The 23,354-nt window shown below is 67.8% G+C and carries 19 protein-coding genes and 1 pseudogene; 7 read left to right on the top strand and 13 right to left on the bottom strand.

The features are described 5' to 3' along the window. Positions 1 to 340 precede the first annotated feature (340 nt). The 5 genes from secF to queA form a co-directional block, all read right to left on the bottom strand. The gene (gene secF, locus DPV79_RS39830; protein ID WP_021163787.1) at positions 341 to 1,291 is read right to left on the bottom strand and encodes a protein translocase subunit SecF; all 951 of its coding nucleotides are present in this window, start codon (positions 1,289 to 1,291) and stop codon (positions 341 to 343) included. A 16-nt stretch (positions 1,292 to 1,307) separates the two neighbouring features. Next, entirely contained in the window at positions 1,308 to 3,329 is a 2,022-nt protein-coding gene (gene secD / locus DPV79_RS39825) for a protein translocase subunit SecD (RefSeq protein ID WP_021163786.1), read from the bottom strand. Between the two features lie 106 nt (positions 3,330 to 3,435). Beyond that, positions 3,436 to 3,759, bottom strand: a complete 324-nt coding sequence (yajC, locus tag DPV79_RS39820; protein WP_006476868.1) for a preprotein translocase subunit YajC — start codon at positions 3,757 to 3,759, stop codon at positions 3,436 to 3,438. Positions 3,760 to 3,992: 233 nt separating this feature from the next. Beyond that, entirely contained in the window at positions 3,993 to 5,189 is a 1,197-nt protein-coding gene (gene tgt / locus DPV79_RS39815; RefSeq protein ID WP_021163785.1) for a tRNA guanosine(34) transglycosylase Tgt, read from the bottom strand. 233 nt (positions 5,190 to 5,422) lie between these two features. Further along, the gene (gene queA / locus DPV79_RS39810; RefSeq protein WP_059487127.1) at positions 5,423 to 6,490 is read right to left on the bottom strand and encodes a tRNA preQ1(34) S-adenosylmethionine ribosyltransferase-isomerase QueA; all 1,068 of its coding nucleotides are present in this window, start codon (positions 6,488 to 6,490) and stop codon (positions 5,423 to 5,425) included. A gap of 167 nt (positions 6,491 to 6,657) precedes the next feature. On the opposite strand from queA, the gene recG reads away from it, so the two are divergent. The 4 genes from recG to DPV79_RS42945 all read left to right on the top strand — a co-directional run bounded on the left by recG (position 6,658) and on the right by DPV79_RS42945 (position 13,155). After that, on the top strand, positions 6,658 to 8,982 hold the full coding sequence (recG, locus tag DPV79_RS39805; RefSeq protein WP_113047995.1) for an ATP-dependent DNA helicase RecG: 2,325 nt from the start codon (positions 6,658 to 6,660) through the stop codon (positions 8,980 to 8,982). Between the two features lie 125 nt (positions 8,983 to 9,107). After that, a complete protein-coding gene (locus DPV79_RS39800) occupies positions 9,108 to 10,067 on the top strand; it encodes a hydrogen peroxide-inducible genes activator (RefSeq protein WP_021163869.1) in 960 nt (319 codons plus the stop codon). 643 nt (positions 10,068 to 10,710) lie between these two features. After that, a complete protein-coding gene (gene katG, locus DPV79_RS39795) occupies positions 10,711 to 12,897 on the top strand; it encodes a catalase/peroxidase HPI (RefSeq protein WP_059487130.1) in 2,187 nt (728 codons plus the stop codon). A gap of 102 nt (positions 12,898 to 12,999) precedes the next feature. After that, complete coding sequence (locus DPV79_RS42945) at positions 13,000 to 13,155, top strand: hypothetical protein (RefSeq protein WP_021163864.1); 156 nt, start codon at positions 13,000 to 13,002, stop codon at positions 13,153 to 13,155. Between the two features lie 34 nt (positions 13,156 to 13,189). Here the strand turns inward: DPV79_RS42945 and DPV79_RS43920 are convergent, their stop codons facing one another. Both DPV79_RS43920 and DPV79_RS42385 read right to left on the bottom strand, forming a co-directional pair. After that, positions 13,190 to 13,489 carry a transposase gene (locus DPV79_RS43920; RefSeq protein ID WP_113047994.1) on the bottom strand — a complete coding sequence of 100 codons (300 nt, stop codon included), beginning with the start codon at positions 13,487 to 13,489 and terminating at the stop codon, positions 13,190 to 13,192. 33 nt (positions 13,490 to 13,522) lie between these two features. Continuing rightward, positions 13,523 to 13,843 carry a hypothetical protein gene (locus DPV79_RS42385; protein WP_133295780.1) on the bottom strand — a complete coding sequence of 107 codons (321 nt, stop codon included), beginning with the start codon at positions 13,841 to 13,843 and terminating at the stop codon, positions 13,523 to 13,525. Positions 13,844 to 13,910: 67 nt separating this feature from the next. Here DPV79_RS42385 and DPV79_RS39785 point away from each other — a divergent pair, with 67 nt between their 5' ends. From DPV79_RS39785 to ubiA, 3 genes and pseudogenes are all read left to right on the top strand, one after another. Further along, on the top strand, positions 13,911 to 14,780 hold the full coding sequence (locus DPV79_RS39785) for a S66 peptidase family protein (RefSeq protein WP_059487135.1): 870 nt from the start codon (positions 13,911 to 13,913) through the stop codon (positions 14,778 to 14,780). A 28-nt stretch (positions 14,781 to 14,808) separates the two neighbouring features. Next, a pseudogene (locus DPV79_RS39780) lies at positions 14,809 to 15,056 on the top strand (Dps family protein); the annotation flags it as partial. A gap of 208 nt (positions 15,057 to 15,264) precedes the next feature. Continuing rightward, on the top strand, positions 15,265 to 16,137 hold the full coding sequence (gene ubiA, locus DPV79_RS39775; RefSeq protein WP_048022305.1) for a 4-hydroxybenzoate octaprenyltransferase: 873 nt from the start codon (positions 15,265 to 15,267) through the stop codon (positions 16,135 to 16,137). 109 nt (positions 16,138 to 16,246) lie between these two features. Here the strand turns inward: ubiA and proC are convergent, their stop codons facing one another. From proC to DPV79_RS39745, 6 genes are all read right to left on the bottom strand, one after another. After that, complete coding sequence (gene proC, locus DPV79_RS39770; RefSeq protein WP_027788329.1) at positions 16,247 to 17,059, bottom strand: pyrroline-5-carboxylate reductase; 813 nt, start codon at positions 17,057 to 17,059, stop codon at positions 16,247 to 16,249. 52 nt (positions 17,060 to 17,111) lie between these two features. After that, on the bottom strand, positions 17,112 to 17,810 hold the full coding sequence (locus DPV79_RS39765; protein ID WP_113047996.1) for a YggS family pyridoxal phosphate-dependent enzyme: 699 nt from the start codon (positions 17,808 to 17,810) through the stop codon (positions 17,112 to 17,114). Between the two features lie 131 nt (positions 17,811 to 17,941). Next, positions 17,942 to 19,168: a glycolate oxidase subunit GlcF gene (glcF, locus tag DPV79_RS39760; RefSeq protein ID WP_021163859.1), complete on the bottom strand. Its 1,227-nt coding sequence runs from the start codon at positions 19,166 to 19,168 to the stop codon at positions 17,942 to 17,944. Between the two features lies 1 nt (position 19,169). Beyond that, positions 19,170 to 20,258 carry a glycolate oxidase subunit GlcE gene (gene glcE / locus DPV79_RS39755; RefSeq protein ID WP_059685198.1) on the bottom strand — a complete coding sequence of 363 codons (1,089 nt, stop codon included), beginning with the start codon at positions 20,256 to 20,258 and terminating at the stop codon, positions 19,170 to 19,172. Between the two features lie 185 nt (positions 20,259 to 20,443). After that, positions 20,444 to 21,937, bottom strand: a complete 1,494-nt coding sequence (locus tag DPV79_RS39750; RefSeq protein ID WP_059685196.1) for an FAD-linked oxidase C-terminal domain-containing protein — start codon at positions 21,935 to 21,937, stop codon at positions 20,444 to 20,446. Positions 21,938 to 21,978: 41 nt separating this feature from the next. Then, a partial coding sequence (locus tag DPV79_RS39745; RefSeq protein WP_244321891.1) for an FAD-binding oxidoreductase occupies positions 21,979 to 23,354 on the bottom strand: 1,376 nt, incomplete at its 5' end.

Genomic DNA, 23,354 nt, shown 5'->3' with positions numbered 1-23,354 from the left:
GAGCAGAGGCGGGCGGGGCGGGTGCCGGTTGTTGCGCACCGACCGGTGACGCGCACGGCAGGAACGCGGCCGTGACGGCTGCGCAAACGGCAAGGCGAAGGACGGCACGCTTGGAAGGCATCATCGGGACCGCACGTTGGAACGGAGGGCGAAGGTGCTGTCCCGCCGGCGCATGGCCGGCGGGCGGCGCGGCGGGACGGTCACGATTGTAGCCGACGCGAGTGACCGGGCAGGGCGAGCGTGCCGCGCGCTCCACGCTGGCGGGACGGGCGAAAATACGGGCGAAAAAAAACCGGCCCAACCGGGCCGGTTTTTCGTCTGTGCCGAAGCAGCGTGGCGCTTAAACCTGCGCGCCTGCGTTGGGATCGTCCGGATCGTGCGCGGTCTTCTTTTCCTTGATCAGGTCTTCGCGCTTGATGCCGAGCCACATCGCGAGCGAGCCCGCGACGAACACCGACGAGTAGATGCCGAACATGATGCCGACCGTCAGCGCGAGGGCGAAGTAGTGCAGCGTCGGGCCGCCGAAGAAGAACATCGACAGCACCATCATTTCGGTCGACGTGTGCGTGATGATCGTACGCGACATCGTGGTCGTGATCGCGTGGTTGATCACTTCCTGCACGGTCATCTTGCGTTCGCGGCGGAACGTTTCGCGGATCCGGTCGAAGATGACGACCGACTCGTTGACCGAGTAGCCGAGCACCGCGAGGATGGCCGCGAGCACCGCCAGCGAGAACTCCCACTGGAAGAACGCGAAGAAGCCGAGAATGATCACGACGTCGTGCAGGTTGGCGATGATGCCGGCCACTGCGTACTTCCACTCGAAGCGGAACGACAGGTAGATCACGATGCCGATCACGACGCACGCGAGCGCGAGCAGGCCGTCGGTCGCGAGTTCGCGGCCGACCTGCGGGCCGACGAATTCGACGCGTTGCAGCGTGACGTCCGGGCTCTGTGCCTTCAGCGCGCTCATCACCTGGTCGCTCTGCTGGGCGGACGTGAGGCCTTCCTTCAGCTGCAGCCGGATCAGTACGTTGCGCGACGTGCCGAAGTTCTGCACCTGCGCGTCGGCGTAGCCGAGCTTGCCGAGCGTCGCGCGCACGGGTTCGAGTTCGGCGGCCTGCTGGTACTGCACCTCGATCACCGTCCCGCCGGTGAATTCGACGGACAGGTGCAGCCCGCGGTGGAACAGGAAGAACACGGCGGCGAGGAACGTGACCAGCGAGATCACGTTGAACACCAGCGCGTGCCGCATGAACGGAATGTCTTTACGGATGCGGAAAAATTCCATGGTCTTCTCCGGGGCCTTATTGGGTCGAGCCCGGTTTCTTCGGCGACACGCCTTGCTGCGCGCGGTTGCGCAGTTGCGGCTTGCCGGTGCGCGGCGCGTTGCCCTTCGCGGGCGCGGCGAGCTTCGCGGCACGCGCGGTGTCGGTCGCATCGTCCGCCTCGGCGAACGGTGCGGCGGCAGCGGCGCCTTCCGGCTTCCACACCTGGCCGATCGCGAGCGACTTCAGCTTCTTGCGGCCGCCGTACCAGAGGTTGACGATCCCGCGCGAGAAGAACACCGCGGAGAACATCGACGTCAGGATACCGAGGCAGTGCACGATCGCGAACGCGCGAACCGGGCCCGAGCCGAACGCGAGCAGCGCGAGGCCGGCGATCAGCGTCGTGACGTTCGAGTCGAGAATCGTCGCCCATGCGTGCGCGTAGCCCGACTGGATCGCGAGCTGCGGCGGCTGGCCCGCGCGCAGTTCCTCACGCACGCGCTCGTTGATCAGCACGTTCGAGTCGATCGCCATACCGAGCGCGAGCGCGATAGCGGCGATACCGGGCAGCGTCAGCGTGGCCTGCATCAGCGACAGCACGGCGACGAGCAGCAGCAGGTTCACCGACAGGCCGATCACCGAGATCACGCCGAACAGCATGTAGTACGCGATCATGAACACGGCGATCGCGCAGAAGCCCCAGATCACCGAGTGGACGCCCATCTTGATGTTGTCGGCGCCGAGGCTCGGGCCGATCGTGCGTTCCTCGATGATGTCCATCGGCGCGGCGAGCGAACCGGCGCGCAGCAGCAGCGCGAGGTCGGCCGCGGCCTGCGGCGTCGGCTGGCCCGTGATCTGGAAGCGGTCGCCGAGCTCCGACTGGATCGTCGCGACCGTCAGCACCTCGCCCTTGCCCTTCTCGAACAGCACCATCGCCATCGGCTTGCCGATGTTCTCGCGCGACACCGCGCGCACCGAGCGGCCGCCCGCCGAATCGAGGCGGATGTTGACCGACGGACGCTGGTGATCGTCGAAACCGGCCGATGCATCGATGATGCGGTCGCCCGTGAAGATCACTTCCTTCTTCAGCAGCACCGGCGCCTGGTTGCCCTGCGTGAACAGTTCTTCACCCGGCGGCACCGGGTCGTTCGGGTTCGGGTGCGTGTTGATCGGGTCGGCGAGGCGCGCTTCGAGCGTCGCGGTGCGGCCGATGATGTCCTTCGCCTTCGCGGTGTCCTGCACGCCCGGCAGCTCGACGACGATACGGTCGCTGCCCTGCTGCTGCAGGATCGGCTCCGACACGCCGAGTTCGTTCACGCGGTTGTGGAGCGTCGTCAGGTTCTGCTTGAGCGCGGCGTCCTCGACGGACTTCTGCACGGCCGGCGTAAACGTGCCGACGACCTGCGTGCCGCCGCCGCCGGGCTGGGTCGCCCATTGCAGTTCGGTGATCGACAGCGCGAGCACCTTGCGGGCGTCTTCCGCCGTCTGCGCATCGCTGAAATTGACGACCACGGACTGGTCGACGCGGCTCACGCCGCCGTCGCGGATGTTCTTGTCGCGCAGCAGCGTGCGCGCGTCGGACGCGTCGGAATCGAGCTTCTTCGTGAGCGCGCCCGTCATGTCGACCTGGAGCAGGAAGTGGACGCCGCCACGCAGGTCGAGGCCAAGATACATCGGCAGCGCGTGCAGCGCGGTCAGCCAGCGCGGCGACGCGCTCTGCAGGTTCAGCGCGACGACGTACTGCGGATCGTTCGGGTCGGCGTTCAGCGACTTCTGCAGCAGGTCCTTGACGCGCAGCTGCGTGTCGGTGTCCTTCAGGCGCACGCGGATGTTCGCGTTCGTCGCCGTGTTCTCGAAGGTGACGTCGTCCGGCGTGATCTGCGCGGCGGCGAGCGCCGATTCGACCTGGGTCAGCGTGGTCGAGTCGAGCTTGACCGTGGCCTTGCCGCTCGACACCTGCACCGCCGGCGCTTCGCCGAAGAAGTTGGGCAATGTGTACAGAAGGCCGATGGCGAGCGCCACGACCATCACGACATATTTCCAGAGTGGATAACGATTCATGAGGGAGCCGAACGGGGGGTTGGCGTGAAAGCGTCGCGTCCGGCGCCGCGGCGGCCCGCTCTCTCAGGCGGGCACGGCGCGGGAAGCCGGACGCTCGGTGAAGGGCTTACAGCGACTTGATCGTGCCCTTCGGCAGAATGGTCGTGACCGCGGCCTTCTGCACGGTGATTTCGGTGCCTTCGGCGATCTCGACGCCGATGTAGCCTTCGGTGACCTTCGTCACCTTGCCCACGAGGCCGCCGCTCGTGACGACTTCGTCGCCCTTGGCCATGGCCGCGAGCATGTTGCGGTGCTCCTTCTGACGCTTCATCTGCGGACGGATCATGATGAAGTAGAGCACGGCAAACATCAGGATGAGCGGCAGGAAGCTCATCAGGCTCGATTCGGCGCCACCGGCACCTTGGGCGAACGCGTTGGAAATGAACGGCACGTTGGTCTCTCCGTAGGGGAAGATCGAAAAATAAGCCGGTTATTCTACCACCGGCCCCATGCGCAAACGGCTCGGCAAATGCGCTTTCGGATCAAGCTGTTAAAGCGCGAACCGGTGCTGTTGCGACTCGTTTGGAAAGGCAATTGTAATGTTTGGCGGCCGGATTCGACCGTCGGGACGCGTTATTTAGTACATGTCCTATGTGACGGGCCGCGGCGCGGGCGGCCCGCCCGTCAGTCGACCCCTCTCGCGCGATCCTCCGCGAAGCGCTGGCGGAACGCGTCGAACGTATGGGTCTCGATCGCGTCGCGGATCTCGCTCATCAGCTGCAGGTAGTAGTGCAGGTTGTGGATCGTGTTGAGCTGCGCGCCGAGGATCTCGCCGACGCGGTGCAGGTGATGCAGGTAGCCGCGCGAGAAGTTCTGGCACGTGTAGCACGTGCAGCTCGCGTCGAGCGGCTTCAGCGAGTTCTTGTGCGTCGCGTTGCGGATCTTCACGTCGCCGAAGCGCGTGAAGAGCCAGCCGTTGCGGGCGTTGCGGGTCGGCATCACGCAGTCGAACATGTCGACGCCGTTTGCGACACCCTCGACCAGGTCCTCCGGCGTGCCGACCCCCATCAGGTAGTGCGGCTTGTTGGCCGGCAGCTTCGGGCCCACGTGGCGCAGCACGCGCATCATGTCTTCCTTCGGTTCGCCGACCGACAGCCCGCCGATCGCGAGGCCGTGGAAGCCGAGTTCCGCGAGGCCCGCGAGCGATTCGTCGCGCAGGTCCTCGAACATGCCGCCCTGGACGATCCCGAACAGCGCGTTCGGGTTGCCGAGCCGGTTGAATTCGTCGAGCGAGCGCTTCGCCCAGCGCAGCGACATGCGCATCGAGTCGGCCGCTTCCTTGTGCGTGGTCGGCACGCCGTTGGTTGCGTACGGCGTGCACTCGTCGAACTGCATCACGACGTCGGAGTTCAGCACCTTCTGGATCTGCATCGACACTTCCGGCGACAGGAACAGCTTGTCGCCGTTGATCGGCGACGCGAACGTGACGCCGTCCTCGGTGATCTTGCGCAGGTCGCCGAGCGAGAACACCTGGAAGCCGCCCGAGTCGGTCAGGATCGGCTTGTTCCAGCCCATGAAGCCGTGCAGGCCGCCGTGCGCGTCGATCGTGTCGAGGCCCGGGCGCAGCCACAGGTGGAACGTGTTGCCGAGAATGATCTGGGCCTTGATCTCGTGCAGCTCGCGCGGCTGGATCGCCTTCACGGTGCCGTACGTGCCGACCGGCATGAAGATCGGCGTCTCGACCACGCCGTGATTGAGCTTCACGCGGCCGCGGCGCGCATGGCCGTCGGTCGTCAGCAGTTCGAATTCGAGCCCGTTTGCGGGGCGGTCCTGCACGGGGGCGTGCGCATCGTGCGTATCGTGGGATGAACCTTCGGTCATCGCTTTATTCTCCTTGCCACCGGAGAACAGTCCGGCGCATGTTGGAAACGCCGCCGGCAGGCCGGCGGCGGGGAAAAACAGGTGCGCGCCATCGTAGCGCGTACCGCGGGAAAAGGGGTAACCGCGGGGCAACCGCGGGGGCAACAGCGCGGAGCCATCCACGCGGCGTGCGGCAGCGCGAAGCGCAACGGCGCTGCGTAATCGCGGGCCGCCGCATGTTCGCGCCTGTCGTGCTACGCGCGCGGCGTCTCCGGCGTGTCGCGCCGCGTGAGCAGCATCGCGTCGCCGTAGCTGAAGAAGCGGTAGCGTTGTTCGATCGCGTGACGGTACGCGGCCCGGATCGTCTCGACGCCCGCGAACGCGGACACCAGCATCAGCAGCGTCGACTTCGGCAGGTGGAAATTCGTCACGAGCCGGTCGACCACGCGGAAACGATAGCCCGGCGTGATGAAGATGTCGGTCTCGGCCTGCGTCGCCGCGAGCGGGCGGCCCGCTTCGTCGGCGGTGCGCGCCGCGGCTTCGAGCGCACGCATCGACGTCGTGCCGACCGCGATCACGCTGCCGCCGCGCGCGCGGGTCGCGGCGATCTTGTCGACGAGCGACTGCGGCAGGTCGTACCACTCGCTGTGCATCTTGTGCTCGGCGATGTTGTCGACGCGCACCGGCTGGAACGTGCCGGCACCGACGTGCAGCGTCAGTGTCGCGCGTTCGACGCCCATCGCGTCGAGCTTGTCGAGCAGCGGCTGGTCGAAATGCAGCCCGGCCGTCGGCGCGGCGACCGCGCCCGGATTGCTCGCGTAGACGGTCTGGTAGCGCGTTTCGTCGGTCGCGTCCGGATCGTGCTCGATATAGGGCGGCAGCGGCAGGCGGCCGTACTGCTCGATCAGGTCGAGGCACGGCTCGGGGAAGACCAGCGTGAAGAACGGCTCGACGCGCTCGCCGACGGTCACGTCGAACGCATCGGCGAGACGCAGCGTCGTGCCGGCACCCGGCGACTTGCTTGCGCGGATCTGCGCGAGCGCCGTGTGCGTGCCGGTCACGCGCTCGACCAGCACCTCGATCTTGCCGCCGCTGGCCTTCTGGCCGAAGAACCGCGCCTTCAGCACCTTGGTATCGTTGAACACGAGCAGGTCGCCGGGTGCGATGCACGACGGCAGCTCGGCGAAGCGGCGGTCGACGAGGCGCGCGGGCTCGACGGTGCCGTCGACCTCGAGCAGGCGGCTCGCGGTGCGGTCGGGCAGCGCGGTTTGCGCAATCAGCTCGGGCGGCAGATTGAAATCGAAATCGGAAAGCGTGAACATGCGGGCTGGTTCGAAACGGCCGGCGGGCGCCGCCGACAGGGCGGAAACGCGTGAATGGGGCGCGCGAGCCGCTATGATGGCGGGATGCGCGGCCTGGCCGGCGTCGTTCGTTCGGACGACGTGAAAGCCGCTATTGTACTTGCCTTGCGAAGCACCCAGACGATCCGATGCCTGTGTCACCACGCCGTTCCTCCGCTGCCGTTGCCGATTCCGCCGATCCGTTCGACGCGGAGGATGCTGCGCCGCCCGTGCACGACACGACGGCGCGCACCGTGCCGCGCCGTGCCGGCCCGAAGCGCGGCGCCGACGGCAGGCTCGCGCAGCCGGCGGCCGCCGCGCCCGATGCCGACGGCGCCGCCGCGGGCGATGCAGCGGGCGAGGCCGGCGCATCCGGCACGAAGCGCAAGAAGAAGCCGGCTGCCGACAAGCCCGTGAAGACCGTCGACAAGCTCGCGAAGCTCGGCCTCACGCGTTCGATCGATCTCGTGCTGCATCTGCCGATGCGCTACGAGGACGAAACCACGCTCACGCCGATCGGCGAGCTGCTGCCGGGCGGCATCGCGCAGACCGAAGGGGTTGTGTTCGACAACGAGGTCGCGTATCGCCCGCGCCGCCAGCTCGTCGTGAAGATCCAGGACGACGACGGCGAGCAGCTCGTGCTGCGCTTCCTCAATTTCTACGGCTCGCAGGTCAAGCAGATGGCCGTCGGCCAGCGGCTGCGCGTGCGCGGCGACGTGCGCGGCGGTTTCTTCGGGATGGAGATGGTGCATCCGGCCGTGCGCGTCGTCGAAGCCGATGCGCCGCTGCCGCAGGTGCTCACGCCCGTCTATCCGAGCACGGCCGGCGTGTCGCAGGCGTACCTGCGCAAGGCGATCGAGAACGCGGTGGAGCGCACGCCGCTGCCCGAGCTGCTGCCGCCCGAGATCCAGCGCGACTACCTGAAGCCGCTCGACGTGCCGACGCTCGAGCAGGCCGTGCGCATCCTGCACCACCCGCGCGTCGATTCCGACGAAGCCGCGCTGATGGACGGCTCGCATCCGGCGTGGACGCGCATCAAGTTCGAGGAGCTGCTCGCGCAGCAGCTGTCGCTCAAGCGCGCGCACGAGGAGCGCCGCACGCGCGCGGCGCCCGCGATGCCGCGCCGCACCGCGAGCGATGCCGATGCGCTGACGACCCGGCTCTATGCCGCGCTGCCGTTCACGCTGACGGGCGCGCAGGCGCGCGTCGTCGACGAGATCGCGCGCGACCTCACGCTCGCGCACCCGATGCAGCGCCTGCTGCAGGGCGACGTCGGCAGCGGCAAGACGGTGGTCGCGGCGCTGGCCGCCACGCAGGCGATCGACGCCGGCTACCAGGCCGCGCTGATGGCGCCCACCGAAATCCTCGCGGAGCAGCACGCGCGCAAGCTGCGCGCGTGGCTCGAGCCGCTCGGCGTCACGGTGGCGTGGCTCGCGGGCAGCCTGAAGGCGAAAGAGAAACGCGCGGCGATCGAGGCGGCCGCGCTCGGCACCGCGCAGCTCGTGATCGGCACGCACGCGATCATCCAGGACACGGTCGAATTCGCCCGGCTCGGCCTCGTGATCGTCGACGAGCAGCACCGCTTCGGCGTCGAGCAGCGGCTCGCGCTGCGGGCGAAGGCCGCGAACGCGGCCAACGGCGCGCGCGACTTCCAGCCGCACCAGTTGATGATGTCGGCCACGCCGATCCCGCGCACGCTCGCGATGACGTATTACGCGGATCTCGAGGTGTCGACGATCGACGAGCTGCCGCCGGGCCGCACGCCGGTGCTGACGCGCCTCGTCGGCGACGCGCGGCGCGACGAGGTGATCGCCCGCGTGCGCGAGGCCGCGCTGACCGGGCGCCAGGTGTACTGGGTGTGCCCGCTGATCGAGGAGAGCGAGACGCTGCAGCTGCAGACGGCTGTCGAGACTTACGAGACGCTCGCCGCCGCACTCCCGGAGCTGAAGGTCGGGCTCGTGCACGGCCGGCTGTCGTCGGCCGACAAGGCGGCCGTGATGGAAGCGTTCACGCGCAACGAAGTGCAGCTGCTCGTCGCGACGACCGTGATCGAGGTCGGCGTCGACGTGCCGAACGCGTCGCTGATGGTGATCGAGCACGCGGAGCGCTTCGGCCTCGCGCAGCTGCACCAGTTGCGCGGCCGGGTCGGGCGCGGCACCGCGGCGTCGGTGTGCGTGCTGCTGTACACGGGGCCGCTGTCGCTCACCGGCCGCGAGCGGCTGAAGACGATGCGCGAAACGACCGACGGCTTCGAGATCGCGCGGCGCGACCTCGAGATCCGCGGCCCCGGCGAATTCCTCGGCGCCCGCCAGTCGGGCGCGGCGATGCTGCGCTTCGCGAACCTCGAGACCGACGGCTGGCTGATCGATCCGGCCCGCGAAGCCGCGACGCGGCTGATTGCCGCGTATCCCGAAATCGTCACGCAGCATCTCGCGCGCTGGCTCGGTGCGCGGGAGCAGTATCTGAAGGCCTGATCCGCGGGTTGGGGCCGGATCCGGAATCGCCGTTCGACGCATCCCGATGCAGAGAAACTTGGCGAACCGGTGTCACAGGGTGTATAAATTAAACCTATCGCCTGTATATCTCTGATTGACCCACAATGACGCTGACTGAATTGAAATACATCGTCGCGGTCGCGCGCGAACGGCATTTCGGCCGTGCGGCCGAAGCCTGCTTCGTGAGCCAGCCGACGCTGTCGGTGGCGATCAAGAAGCTCGAAGACGAGCTGAACGTGCAGATTTTCGAGCGCGGCGCGAGCGAAGTGAGCGTGACGCCGATCGGTGACCAGATCGTCACGCAGGCGCAGCGCGTACTCGAGCAGACTTTCGCGATCAAGGAGATCGCGAAGCAGGGCAAGGATCCGCTGGTCGGCCCGTTCCGCCTTGGCGTGATCTACACGATCGGGCCGTACCTGCTGCCGACGCTCGTCAAGCAGATGATCCAGCGTGTCCCGCAGATGCCACTGATGCTGCAGGAAAACTACACGCTCAAGCTGCTCGAACTGCTGAAGCAGGGCGAGATCGACGCCGCGATCATGGCGCTGCCGTTTCCGGAAACCGGCCTGATGGTGCGCCCGCTGTACGACGAACCGTTCGTTGTCGCGCTGCCGGCCGGCCATCCGTGGGAGAAGCGCGACGAAATCGACGCCGAGGACCTGAAGCAGGAAACCATGCTGCTGCTCGGCAACGGTCACTGCTTCCGCGATCACGTGCTCGGCGTGTGTCCGGAGCTGATGCGCTTCTCGCAGACGGCCGACGGCATCCAGAAGACCTTCGAGGGCTCGTCGCTCGAGACGATCCGCCACATGGTCGCGAGCGGCGTCGGCATTACGGTGCTGCCGCGAATGTCGGTTGCCGAGGTCGGCCCGCGCGCGAACGGCCCCGATGCCGAACTGCTGTCGTACGTGCCGTTCAACGAGCCGGTGCCCGACCGCCGCGTGGTGCTCGTGTGGCGCAAGAGCTTCACGCGGATGCCCGCGATCGACGCGATCAGCGACGCGATTTCCGCCTGCGAGCTGCCGGGTGTCGCGAAGCTCGACATGCCGGCGACGATGAACTGAGCACGCTGCGGCATGCGCGTGTGGCAGCCAGATGAACGGGGTCTTACGACCCCGTTTATTTTTCTCTATCGCATAGATGAAATTAATCAAATTCAAGTAATCAATAGACTTATATAGAATCCTCTCCATGGATCGGCGTCCTGTCGACGACCGGTCTGCACGTTGAGTGCAAGCGTCAAAGGAGGATGTCATGATGCGGTCGGTATTGCAGCACGCGCAGCGGAACATCCCGCCGCGCGACGCGGTCGTACATCGCGCCAGGGCGGCGGTTCGCAGCCTGCGTCCGATTGCGTTCGCGTACCTCGCGGACCGTGTGTACGGCGGTTGAACGCCGCCGCGCGCCGGTTCAGTGTTCCCCCGATTCACCCGCCATCAAGCCATGAGGGAGCATCGCATGTCCGAAAGCTGGAATTCCGCCCGCGGCGTCGTCACGACGCCTGCCGGCAGCCGGTTCCCAGAGCGTGCCGCCCGCGGCGCGGCGCAGCGGGAACGCGCGTCACAGGCCCCGCGCGATATCCCGTAGTACGACAGGAGAATCAACCTGTTCCGTTTCCCATCCCCGCAATGACACTCCACCAATCGCACCCGGCATGCCGCCGGAGCGAACCGGCGGAGTCATACGAGCAAGCCAAGGAGAAATCGCATGTCGAACGAAACGAAGTGCCCGTTCAACCACACCGCTGGTGGCGGCACGACGAACAAGGACTGGTGGCCGAATCAGCTCAACCTGAACATCCTGCACCGCCATTCGGCGCTGTCCGATCCGATGGACAAGGATTTCGACTACGCGGAAGCGTTCAGCAAGCTGGACCTCGCGGCGGTGAAGAAGGACCTGCACGCACTGATGACGATGTCGCAGGACTGGTGGCCGGCCGACTTCGGCCACTATGGCGGCCTGTTCATCCGCATGGCCTGGCACAGCGCCGGCACGTACCGCACGGCCGACGGCCGCGGTGGCGCGGGCGGCGGGCAGCAGCGCTTCGCGCCGCTCAACAGCTGGCCGGACAACGTCAGCCTCGACAAGGCTCGCCGGCTGCTGTGGCCGATCAAGCAGAAGTACGGCCGCAACATCTCGTGGGCCGACCTGCTGATCCTGACCGGCAACGTCGCGCTCGAATCGATGGGCTTCAAGACCTTCGGTTACGCCGGCGGCCGCGTCGACACGTGGGAACCGGACGACGTCTACTGGGGCTCGGAAAAGATCTGGCTGGAACTGAGCGGCGGCCCGAACAGCCGCTACTCGGGCAAGCGTGAGCTCGAAAGCCCGCTCGCTGCCGTGCAGATGGGCCTCATCTACGTGAACCCGGAAGGCCCGGACGGCAACCCCGACCCGGTCGCCGCCGCGCATGACATCCGCGAGACGTTCGCACGCATGGCGATGAACGACGAAGAGACGGTCGCGCTGATCGCGGGCGGCCACACGTTCGGCAAGACGCACGGTGCCGGTCCGGCGTCGAACGTCGGCCCTGAGCCGGAAGCCGCGGGCCTCGAGGAGCAGGGTCTCGGCTGGAAGAGCACGTTCGGCACGGGCAAGGGCAAGGACGCGATCACGAGCGGCCTCGAAGTCACGTGGACGTCGACGCCGACGAAGTGGAGCAACGACTTCTTCAAGCACCTGTTCAGCTACGAGTGGGAGCTCACGAAGAGCCCGGCCGGTGCGCACCAGTGGGTCGCGAAGGACGCCGGCGAAGTGATTCCCGATGCGTTCGACGCGTCGAAGAAGCATCGCCCGACGATGCTGACGACCGACCTGTCGCTGCGTTTCGACCCGGCCTACGAAAAGATCTCGCGCCGTTTCTACGAGAACCCGGCCGAGTTCGCCGATGCGTTCGCGCGTGCGTGGTTCAAGCTCACGCACCGCGACATGGGCCCGCGCTCCCGTTATCTCGGCCCGGAAGTGCCGGCGGAACACCTGCTGTGGCAGGACCCGATCCCGGCAGTCGATCACCCGCTGATCGACGACGCCGACGTTGCCGCGCTGAAGGCGAAGGTGCTGGCAACGGGCCTGTCGGTGTCGCAGCTCGTGTCGACGGCATGGGCGTCGGCCGCGACGTTCCGCGGATCGGACAAGCGCGGCGGCGCGAACGGTGCGCGTATCCGCCTGGCGCCGCAGAAGGACTGGGAAGTGAACCGTCCGGCTGAACTCGCGAAGGTGCTCGCGACGCTCGAAGGCGTGCAGAAGGCGTTCAACGACGCGCAGACGGGCGGCAAGAAGGTGTCGCTCGCCGACCTGATCGTGCTGGCCGGTGCGGCCGGCGTCGAGCAGGCCGCGAAGAACGCGGGTGTCGCGGTGACGGTGCCGTTCGCACCGGGCCGTGCGGATGCATCGCAGGAAGAGACCGATGTCGAAGCGATGGCCGTGCTCGAACCGGTCGCGGACGGCTTCCGCAACTACCTGAAGCACGCGTACAAGACGCCGGCCGAGGCGCTGCTGGTCGACAAGGCGCAACTGCTGACGCTGAGCGCGCCCGAGATGACGGTGCTCGTCGGTGGCCTGCGCGTGCTCGGTGCGAACGCCGGCGAGGCGAAGCATGGCGTGTTCACCGACCGTCCGGAAGCGCTGACGAACGACTTCTTCGTGAACCTGCTCGACATGGGCACGGAATGGAAGCCGGTGTCGGCCGCGAACGACGTGTTCGAAGGGCGCGATCGCGCAACGGGCAAGGTGAAGTGGACCGGCACGCGCGTCGACCTGATCTTCGGCTCGCATGCGCAGTTGCGTGCGCTGGCCGAGGTGTACGGCAGCGCGGATGCGAAGGAGAAGTTCGCGCGCGACTTCGTCGCGGCCTGGAACAAGGTGATGAACCTCGACCGCTTCGACCTCGCGTGAGCGTTGCCGTGCAGTAGCACGGTGAGGCAGTAACGGGAAACGGCCGGTCGTCCGGCCGGCCGTTTCGTCCCGATCCTGGATTTCATTGAAGGAGTGACGATCATGACGCAAATGATGCTGAACATGCGCGCCGCGCTGGCGGCACCGAAGGTGCGGGCGCCGGCCGAGATCGCGCGGTACGTAGTCGGATTCGCGATCGTCGTCGGCGGTGCGGCCGAACTGGTGTCGCAGGCGCTGCACGCGATCGCCGCCGCCTGAGCGCGGCGGGCGTACGCCACGCTGCAGTGGCGAGTCATACGGGTGGTGCGATGTCGGCATGCAGGGCAACAGATTCGCTTGAATGGCTCCGGTCGATTGAGTGAGGAGTCCGTAACATGTCCACGAAGACCCGCGATCCATCCGGATCTACCCGGTTGAGGGTGCCCTGACGATATTGCTTGCGCCATCCGGACACCACATTGGCGTTGATGTCGTGCCGGCGCGCAACAATCGACACCGACATGCCGGGCGCCAATGTCTCCCTGATCACCTGCTGCCTGAATGCTTGCGCGTACGTCCGATGGGGATGGGTACGATTCGCTGCGTTCGACATGGCTGACTGGCTCCGTCAATCCAAACGTGCTCATCATGCTTTGGAAAAGTGAGCGTCGGAAACGGTCCGGTCGAGGCGCTTGCGATGAGGCGTGCGCTGTCGTCGTTTTTGCGGATTCGACAGCAATGCGATCGCCGCGATACCGGCCGACGCGTTGACGCCGGGAAGGGCCCGCAACGCCGGCGGCTCCGAGGTGCATCCGCTCGACGTGCTGCCTGGTTCGTCGATCGAACGGGATCCACATCGATCGGTCGGCGATTTTGCCGCGATGGTGATTCTCAAGCGGCGCCGGCAACGCAGCGGTTTCGCGGGCACGGCGATCGTCGTCCCCGCGCGCACGACGCTGCGCGACAAGGCCGAGTCGTCAGCAAGCGGTGTCGGATATATTCAGCAGGTTCTCCATCATCCAGGTAGCCATTCAATGGAATCACGACGCAAGGCAGTGGGCGTGGTCGCGCCTGCGGGGGTGCCCGATCCGGAAGGCATCGCGCGTGGCATTGCGCTCGTCGAAAGTTGGGGCTTCGAGGTCAGGGCGGGCGCGCATCTCGGCAGCCGGTACCGCTATTTCGCCGGTACCGCCGAGGAGCGCGCGGACGACCTGCGGCGCACCCTGATGGATCCGTCGATCGAGATCGTGTGGCTCGCGCGGGGGGGATTCGGTTGCGCGCATTTGCTCGAGCACTTGCCCGACGAGATCGCAACGCCGAAGACGATCATCGGCTTTTCCGACGCAACGTCACTGTTCTGCGCACTCGCGGATCGGCCCGGCGTGCGTTTGCTGCATGGCCCGACATTTCACAGTCTGGCAACCAAGGTCGACGACGCGACGCGCGCCGACATTCGCGCTGTGCTGACCGGCGGCGAACGCGACGCGCTGAGTCTGCGGCATTTGTCCGGCGCCGCTGGTGCCGTGCGGGGACGTCTGTGCGGCGGCAACGTGACGGTGCTCGCGAGCGTCGCGGGTACGCGCTGGTCGCTTCGCTCACGCGACGCGATCGTACTGCTGGAGGACGTGACGGAGTTCGGCTACCGGCTCGACCGCAGCCTGACGCAACTGCGTCTGAGCGGCGCGTTCGACGGAGCCCGTGCGTTCGTGCTCGGGCAATTCACGCGCTGCCCGATCCCGGATGGCGCGGATTTCACGCTCGAGCAGATGCTTGTCGACGTGCTGGGCGGCTTCGGCCTGCCGATCTACTCGGGTCTGCCGATCGGACATGAACACCGCAACATCACCTGGCAATACGGCAGCCAGGCTGCCATCGAGAACGGCGCGATCCGGTTCGGCGCGTAGCGTCGAATCCGGAAGGACGGGAATGCGTACCGTCGGCGATTTCGCGAAACTGTCGTCGGTGCCGGAAGCGAAGGGCGTGCCGGCGGCGGAAGACATGATCCGCCCGCTCGTCGAAGGGCACGAGGCCGTCGTGCGAATCGCGCCCGATCTTCCCGATCGCCGACGCGGCGAGCGACGAGCCCACCGCTGACCTGCCGACGCAGCGCCTGCTGACGCATGAAAATCGCGTGGATGCTGCGCTCGTTGCTCGTTGCTCGCTGCTTGCCGCTCGCGTAAGTGCGGTGCGGCCGGAGAGGGCGCGTTGACTCGCCCGATCCGGAGTGATCGAATCCGTCCCTTGATTGGCGCAAAGCGGGGCCCGGCCATGCGCAGCGGGCCCGGGTGGCCCGGGCGCGCCGGGCGGCTGCCGCCGCGGGCCGCCCCGACATGACGCGAAGCACCGCTCGGCTCTAAAATGCCGGGGTTATCTTCCCGGTGCCTCGCCATGCTTGCCCGCTTTCCCCTGTATCTGCGGCTCGTCCGGATGGACAAGCCGATCGGCAGCCTGCTGCTGCTGTGGCCGACGCTCAACGCGCTGTGGATCGCGTCCGACGGCCATCCGCGCTGGCCGCTGCTCGTGATCTTCTCGCTCGGCACGCTGCTGATGCGCTCGGCCGGCTGCGCGATGAACGACTACGCCGACCGCGATTTCGACCGCCACGTGAAGCGCACGGCCGACCGGCCGCTGACGTCGGGCAAGATCCGTGCGTGGGAAGCCGTTGCGATCGCCGTCGGGCTCGCATTCATCTCGTTCCTGCTGATCCTGCCGCTCAACACGCTGACGAAGGAACTGTCCGTCGTCGCGCTGTTCGTCGCGGGTTCGTATCCGTTCATGAAGCGTTTCTTCGCGATTCCGCAGGCGTATCTCGGCATCGCGTTCGGCTTCGGCATTCCGATGGCATTCGCGGCCGTGCAGGACACGGTGCCGACGATCGCGTGGGTGATGCTGGTCGCGAACATTTTCTGGTCGGTCGCGTACGACACCGAATACGCGATGGTCGATCGCGACGACGACATCAAGATCGGGATCCGCACGTCGGCGCTGACGTTCGGCCGCTTCGACGTCGCGGCCGTCATGGCGTGTTATGCGGCGACGCTCGGCATCTACGTGTGGATCGGCGTGACGCTCGGCTTCGGCCTCGCGTACTGGGCCGGCTGGGCGGCGGCGGTCGGCTGCGCGCTGTATCACTACACGCTGATCAAGGGCCGCGAGCGGATGCCGTGCTTCGCCGCGTTCCGGCACAACAACTGGCTCGGCGGCGTGCTGTTCGCGGGGATCGCCGCGCATTACCTGCTGGCGGGTCCGGCGGCCAACTGAAGCGGTCGCGCGCCGGCGCGCGACGCGATGCGCGATGCCAACAAAAAAGCGGCCGAGGCCGCTTTTTTGTTGCCGGTGCCCGAAGGGAGGCCCGGAGCGGGCGCCGCGCTTACGCGCGACCGAGCTCGTCGCCCATTTCCTTCGCACGCGCTTCGGCCGCGAGCGCGCCGCGCACGATCGCGTCCTTCACGCCCTGCGCGTCGAACGATGCGAGTGCGGCGGCCGTCGTGCCGCCCTTCGACGTCACGCGCTCGCGCAGCACGCTCGCCGGCTCGCCCGATTGCGCGGCGAGTTGCGCGGCGCCCGTGAACGTCGCGACCGCGAGCGCGCGGCCCTGTTCGTCGTTCATGCCGAGCTGGCGCGCGGCTTCCTGCAGCGCTTCGATGAAATAGAACACGTACGCGGGGCCGCTGCCCGAAATGGCCGTGACGGCATCGAGCTTCGACTCGTCGTCGAACCACACGATCTCGCCGACCGCGCCGAGCACGTTCGACGCGAGTTCGCGGCCCGCCGCATCGACGCCCGGCAGTGCGGCGAGACCCGTCACGCCCATGCCGACGAGCGCGGGCGTGTTCGGCATCGTGCGCACGACGCGTGCGTAGTCGCCGAGCCAGCGCGCGAGATCGCTGCCGCGGATGCCGGCCGCGATGCTGATCACGAGCTGTGTCTTCAGGTGCGGCGCGAGCGCCTGCGCGACGTCCTTCAGCACCTGCGGCTTCACCGCGAGCACGATCGCGTCGTAGTCGGCGAGCGTTGCGTCGACGGCCGCGCCGGTGCGGATGCCGAATTGCTGCGCGGCACGTGCGCGCACCTCTTCGTTGACGTCGATGGCATACAGGCCGTCAGCGGCGACGCCGCGCTTGATCAGGCCGCCGATCAGGGCCGCGGCCATGTTGCCGCCGCCGATGAATGCGATTTTCATGATGTCCGAATGAGCGAGTGAGTGAACGGAAAGGCGGAAAAGGGCGCGGCGTTCAGTGCGAATAATCGCGCGCGCCGAAGATCGCGGTGCCGACGCGCACGATCGTCGCGCCTTCGAGCACGGCCGCGTCGAGATCGGCGGACATGCCGATCGACAGCGTGTCGAGCGGCAGGCCGTCGGCGCGCAACGTGTCGAACAGCGTGCGCAGTGCGCGATGCGGCACGCGTTGCGCGTCGGTGTCGCCGGCCGGTTCGGGAATCGCCATCAGGCCGCGCAACCGCAGCGACGGCAGCGCGGCGACCGCGCGCGCGACCTCGGCCACGTCGGCCGGTGCGACGCCGCTCTTCGACGCCTCGCCGCTGATGTTCACCTGCACGCACACGTTGAGCGGCGGCAGGTGCGCGGGGCGCTGTTCCGACAGGCGCTGCGCGATCTTCAGCCGGTCGACCGAATGGACCCAGTCGAAGCGTTCGGCAACCGGGCGCGTCTTGTTCGATTGCAGCGGCCCGATGAAATGCCATTCGAGGCTCGCGCGCAGGTCGGCGAGCGCGTCGATCTTGTCGATCGATTCCTGCACGTAGTTTTCGCCGAATGCGCGCTGCCCGGCCGCATGCGCGGCGCGCACGTCGGCGGCGGGAAACGTCTTCGAGACGGCGAGCAGCGATACGGTGGCGGGATCGCGGCCGGCCGCGCGGGCGGCGTCGGCGATGCGACGATGAACGGATTCGAGGCGGGCGGCGAGATCGGACATGACGGGCACGGAAGCAGGCACGGAAGCAGGCATGTAGCGGATGCGCCGCGGCACGCGGCGCATCGATCCGCCCATTATACGGACGCCGGGCGCGAGGCCCAGGGCCCGCCCGTCATTCGTATGAACAGGCCCTAGCCATACAGCAGGTGCTCGACGAGCTGGATCCAGTGGGCCACCGGAATCTGCGTGCCGCTCTGCAGGTGCGCGATGCAGCCGACGTTGCCGGAGACGATCATCTGCGGCTCGAGCGCCTGCAGCTTCAGCAGCTTCTGCTTGCGCAACCGGTACGACAGCGACGGCTGCGTCAGCGAATAGGTGCCGGCCGAGCCGCAGCACAGATGGCTGTCGGCCGGCAGCCGCACGTCGATGCCGAGGGTCTCGAGCAGGCGTTCGACCTTGCCGCGCGACTGCTGGCCGTGCTGCAGCGTGCACGGCGGGTGGTACGCGACCGTATGAACCGCGCGGCGGCGCGCGAGCGTCGCGAGCTCGGCCTCGAACGCGAGCAGCACGTCGGAGATGTCGCGCGTCAGCGACACGATGCGCTGCGCCTTCTCGGCGTAGGCCGGGTCGTCGCGCAGCAGGTGCGCGTATTCGAGCACCGTCGCGCCGCAGCCCGACGCGTTCATCACGATCGCCTCGACACCCTGTTCGACATGGGGCCACCACGCGTCGATGTTGCGGCGCGCGTCGTCGAGCGCTTCGTCGTGATAGTTCAGGTGCAGGCGGATCGCGCCGCAGCAGCCGGCATCGGGCGCGACGACGGTCTCGATGCCGAGCGCGTCGAGCACGCGCGCGGTCGCGATATTGATGTTCGGCAGCATCGACGGCTGCACGCAGCCGCCGAGCATCAGCATCTTGCGCGTATGCGTCAGGTGCGGCCATTCGAGCAGCCGCGTGCGCGGCGGCACCTTGTCGCGCAGCCGCTTCGGCAGCAGCGGACGGACGTGCTGGCCGAGCCGCATCACCGGCGAGAACAGCGCGGCGTTCGGCACGAGGCTCGCGAGCACGCGGCGCACGAGACGCTGCTGCACGGGGCGCTGAACCTGTGCCTCGACGTGCTTGCGGCCGATCTCGACGAGCCGGCCGTACTGGACGCCGGACGGGCAGGTCGTCTCGCAACTGCGGCACGTGAGGCAGCGGTCGAGGTGCTGCTGCGTGCTGCGCGTGACGGGCGCGCCTTCGACCATCTGCTTGATCAGGTAGATTCGGCCGCGCGGGCCGTCGAGTTCGTCGCCGAGCAACTGGTAGGTCGGGCAGGTCGCGGTGCAGAACCCGCAATGCACGCACTTGCGCAATATTGCGTCGGCTTCGTCGCCGTCGGGCGTATTGCGGATGAAATCGGCGAGGTTCGTCTGCATCTCAGAGATCCGGGTAGAGCCGGCCGCGGTTGAAGATGCGCGCGGGATCGAACGCGGCTTTCAACCCGCGGTGGATTTTCATCATCGGGGCGGGGAGCGGCGTGAACACGCCCGCGCTGCGGTCGTACGCGTCGCCCGCGCGGAACAGCGTCGCGTGGCCGCCGGCCTGCTTGGCGCTCATCCGCACGGTCTGCGCATCGGCGTCGGTGATCCACCAGCGCTGCGCGCCGCCCCATTCCATCAACTGGGTGCCGGGCAGGTGCATCGGTTCGGTGATCGACGGCAGCGCGAGACGCCACAGCGCATAGCCGGGCGGGATGCCGTGGAAGAACGGGTCGGTATGCTCGCGCAGGCCGGCCCAGAAGCGCTCGGCCTCGACCGCGTCGACGACTTCGCCGCCGAGCAGCGTCTTCGCGGATTTCACGGCCGCTTCGGCGCCCGACAGGCGCAGGACGAGCGTGCCGTTGCGCCACCCGCTCGCGCTGACGGGCAGCGGATGGCCGCCCCATTCGTTGAGCTTGCGCACCGCGTCGGTCGCGGTCATCTCGAACTTCAGCGTGACTTCGGCGACGGGCATCGGCAGCACCTTGAGCGACAGGTCGAGCATCAGCCCGAGCGTGCCGAGCGCGCCGGCCATCAGCCGCGACACGTCGTAGCCGGCGACGTTCTTCACGACTTGGCCGCCGAAGCGCAGCACTTCGCCGCGGCCGTTCATCAGCGTGACGCCGAGCATGAAATCGCGCGGCGCGCCGCAGGTGGCCCGCCGCGGGCCCGCGAGGCCGGCCGCGACGCAGCCGCCGACGGTGGCCGCGCGGCCGAAGTGCGGCGGCTCGAACGGCAGCATCTGGCCGCACTCGGCGAGGACGGTTTCAAGCTGCGCGAGCGGCGTGCCCGCGCGGACCGTGACGACGAGTTCGGCCGGGTCGTACGACACGACGCCCTGAAACGCGCGCGTGTCGAGAATTTCGCCCTCGAGCGCCTGGCCGTACCAGTCCTTGGTGCCGCCGCCGCGAATCCGCAGCGGCCGGCCGTCGGCGCTGGCGGCGCGGACGCGGTCGGCCCATCCGGCGACGATGTCGTCCTCTTCCATGTTCTGTTGCTGCCTCGACTTGTTGTTCGGTCGATTGTACCGGGGTGGCGCGATTCCACATCGCGACTATCCCTAAGCCCGGAATCGCGGGGCGTCTGCCCGCGTCGCCGCATGAACGGGCCGCGCGGGCACGGTCGAACGCCGCGGCCCGGCCGCGGGCACCGGCCGCGACCCGCACGGGCCGCTCAGAAGCGCGGCAGGTCGGGGTGCGGCAGCAGCCCGCCGCGCACGTGCTGGCGACCGTATTCGGCGCAGCGCGCGCGGGTCGGGATGCCCTTGTCCGGGTTCAGCAGCCCCGCCGGATCGAAGGCGCGCTTGACCGCGAAGAACGCGTCGCGCTCCTGCGGCGAGAACTGTACGCACATCGAATTGAGCTTCTCGATGCCGACGCCGTGCTCGCCCGTCACGCTGCCGCCGAATTCCACGCAGCATTCGAGGATTTCCGCGCCGAACTGCTCGGCGCGGTGCAGTTCGTCCGGATCGTTCGCGTTGTAGAGGATCAGCGGATGCATGTTGCCGTCGCCCGCGTGGAACACGTTGATGCAGCGCAGCCCGTATTGCGTTTCGAGCTGCTCGATGCGCGCGAGCAGCGGGCCGATCGCGCGGCGCGGCACGGTGCCGTCCATGCAGTAGTAGTCGGCCGAGATGCGGCCGGCGGCCGGGAACGCGTTCTTGCGGCCCGACCAGAAGCGCAGCCGCTCGTGCTCGTTGCGCGATACCTGGATGCGTGTCGCGCCATGCTCGCGCAGCACGGCCGTCATCCGCACGATCTCTTCCGCGACTTCTTCCGGCGTGCCGTCCGATTCGCACAGCAGGATCGCCTTCGCCTCGAGATCGTAGCCCGCGTGCGTGAACGCCTCGACGGCCTGCGTGGCCGGCTTGTCCATCATTTCGAGCCCGGCCGGGATGATCCCCGACGCGATGATCGCCGCGACGGCCTCGCCGCCCTTGACGACGTCGTCGAAGCTCGCCATCACGAGCTGGGCCGTCTGCGGCTTCGGGATCAGCTTCACCGTGACCTCGGTGACGATCGCGAACATCCCTTCGCTGCCGATCATCACGGCGAGCAGGTCGAGGCCCGGCATGTCGAGCGCAAGCGAACCGAATTCGACGATCTCGCCGTCGATCGTCACCGCGCGCACGCGCATCACGTTGTGCACGGTCAGCCCGTATTTCAGGCAGTGGACGCCGCCGGAATTTTCCGCGACGTTGCCGCCGATCGTGCACGCGATCTGCGACGACGGATCGGGCGCGTAGTACAGGCCGTACGGCGCGGCGGCCTCCGAGATCGCGAGGTTGCGCACGCCGGGCTGCACGGTCGCCGTGCGCGCGTAGGGATCGACTTCGACGATGCGGGTGAAGCGCGCAAGCGACAGCACGACGCCGAGCGCGATCGGCAACGCGCCGCCCGACAGGCTCGTGCCCGCGCCGCGCGGCACGATCGGCACTTCCATGCGGCGGCAGATCTGCACGATCCGCTGCACCTGCGATTCCGTTTCGGGCAGCGCGACCGCGAGCGGCAGGCGGCGGTACGCGGACAGGCCGTCGCATTCGTACGGCGCCGTGTCTTCGTCGCGGTACAGCAGGCAGTGCGTCGGCAGCACGGCCATCAGCGCCTGCACGACTTCGCGCTGGCGCTGCGCGCGTGCCGCGCTCGACAGTTCGACGGGAGCGTTCATTGGGTCTCCTGCAGCAGGCGGCGCGGCATCGCGCCGCCGTGTCAGCACGTGAAAATCTTGCCCGGATTCATCAGGTTGCGCGGATCGAGCGCGAGCTTGATCGCACGCATCGTGTCGATCGCGTTGTCGCCGTGCTCCTTCGGCAGGAAGCGCATCTTGTGCAGCCCGACGCCGTGCTCGCCGGTACAGGTGCCGCCGAGGCGCAGCGCGCGCTCGACGATCCGGTCGTTGATGTGCTCGGCTTCCGCGATTTCCTCGGGCTTGTCGGGGTCGATCAGGATCGCGACGTGGAAATTGCCGTCGCCGACGTGGCCGACGATCGGGCAGGGCAGCGACGAGGCGCGCAGGTCGACTTCGGTTTCCTCGACGCATGCGGCGAGCTGCGAGATCGGCACGCAGACGTCGGTGGTCACCGCGCGGCAGCCGGGTTTCAATTGCAGCATCGCGAAATACGCGTTGTGGCGTGCGGCCCAGAGACGCGTGCGGTCTTCGGGGCGGGTTGCCCATTCGAAACCCTGGCCGTTGTTCTGGCCCGCGAGTGCCTGCACGAGCTCCGCCTGTTCCTTCACGCCGGCCTCGGTGCCGTGGAATTCGAAGAACAGCGTCGGCGCTTCGGTGAGCGTCAGGTTCGAATGGCGGTTGATCGAGCGCACGGCGAGCGCATCGACGAATTCGACACGCGCGATCGGCACGCCGATCTGGATCGTCTCGATCACGGTGCGCACCGCGTCGCCCATCGACGGGAACGTGCAGATCGCGGCCGATACGGCTTCGGGCAGCGGATGCAGGCGCAGCGTGATCTCGGTGATCACGCCGAGCGTGCCTTCGGAGCCGACGAACAGGCGCGTGAGGTCGTAGCCGGCCGACGACTTGCGGGCGCGCGAGCCGGTCTTCACCACGCGGCCGTCGGCGAGCACGGCGGTCAGGCCGAGTACGTTTTCGCGCATCGTGCCGTAGCGCACGGCGTTGGTGCCCGACGCACGCGTGGCGGTCATCCCGCCGATGCTGGCGTCGGCGCCCGGGTCGATCGGGAAGAACAGGCCGGTGTCGCGCAGCGCCTCGTTGAGCGCCTTGCGCGTGATGCCCGGCTCGACCGTCACGGTCAGGTCTTCGGCGTTGATCGACAGCACGCGGTTCATTTCCGACAGATCGAGCGAGATGCCGCCGCGCACCGCGAGCAGGTGGCCTTCGAGTGACGAACCGGCGCCGTGCGGGATCAGCGGGACGCTGTACAGCGAGCACAGCGACACGACTTCGCGCACGTCGTCCGCGCTGTGCGCGAACACGACGGCGTCGGGCAGTTGCGGATCGAACGGCGATTCGTCGCGGCCGTGGTGGGCGCGGACGGCGTCGGCGGTCGACACGCGCTCGCCGAAGGCGGCGCGCAGCGCATCGAGCATGGCGGGGGGAAGGGGGC

It is taken from the genome of Burkholderia reimsis, from assembly GCF_003294055.1.
In the GTDB taxonomy this organism is placed as follows: domain Bacteria; phylum Pseudomonadota; class Gammaproteobacteria; order Burkholderiales; family Burkholderiaceae; genus Burkholderia; species Burkholderia cepacia.
The sequence above is the reverse complement of the archived record's forward strand: the minus strand, read 5'-3'. Positions and strand labels throughout refer to the sequence as shown.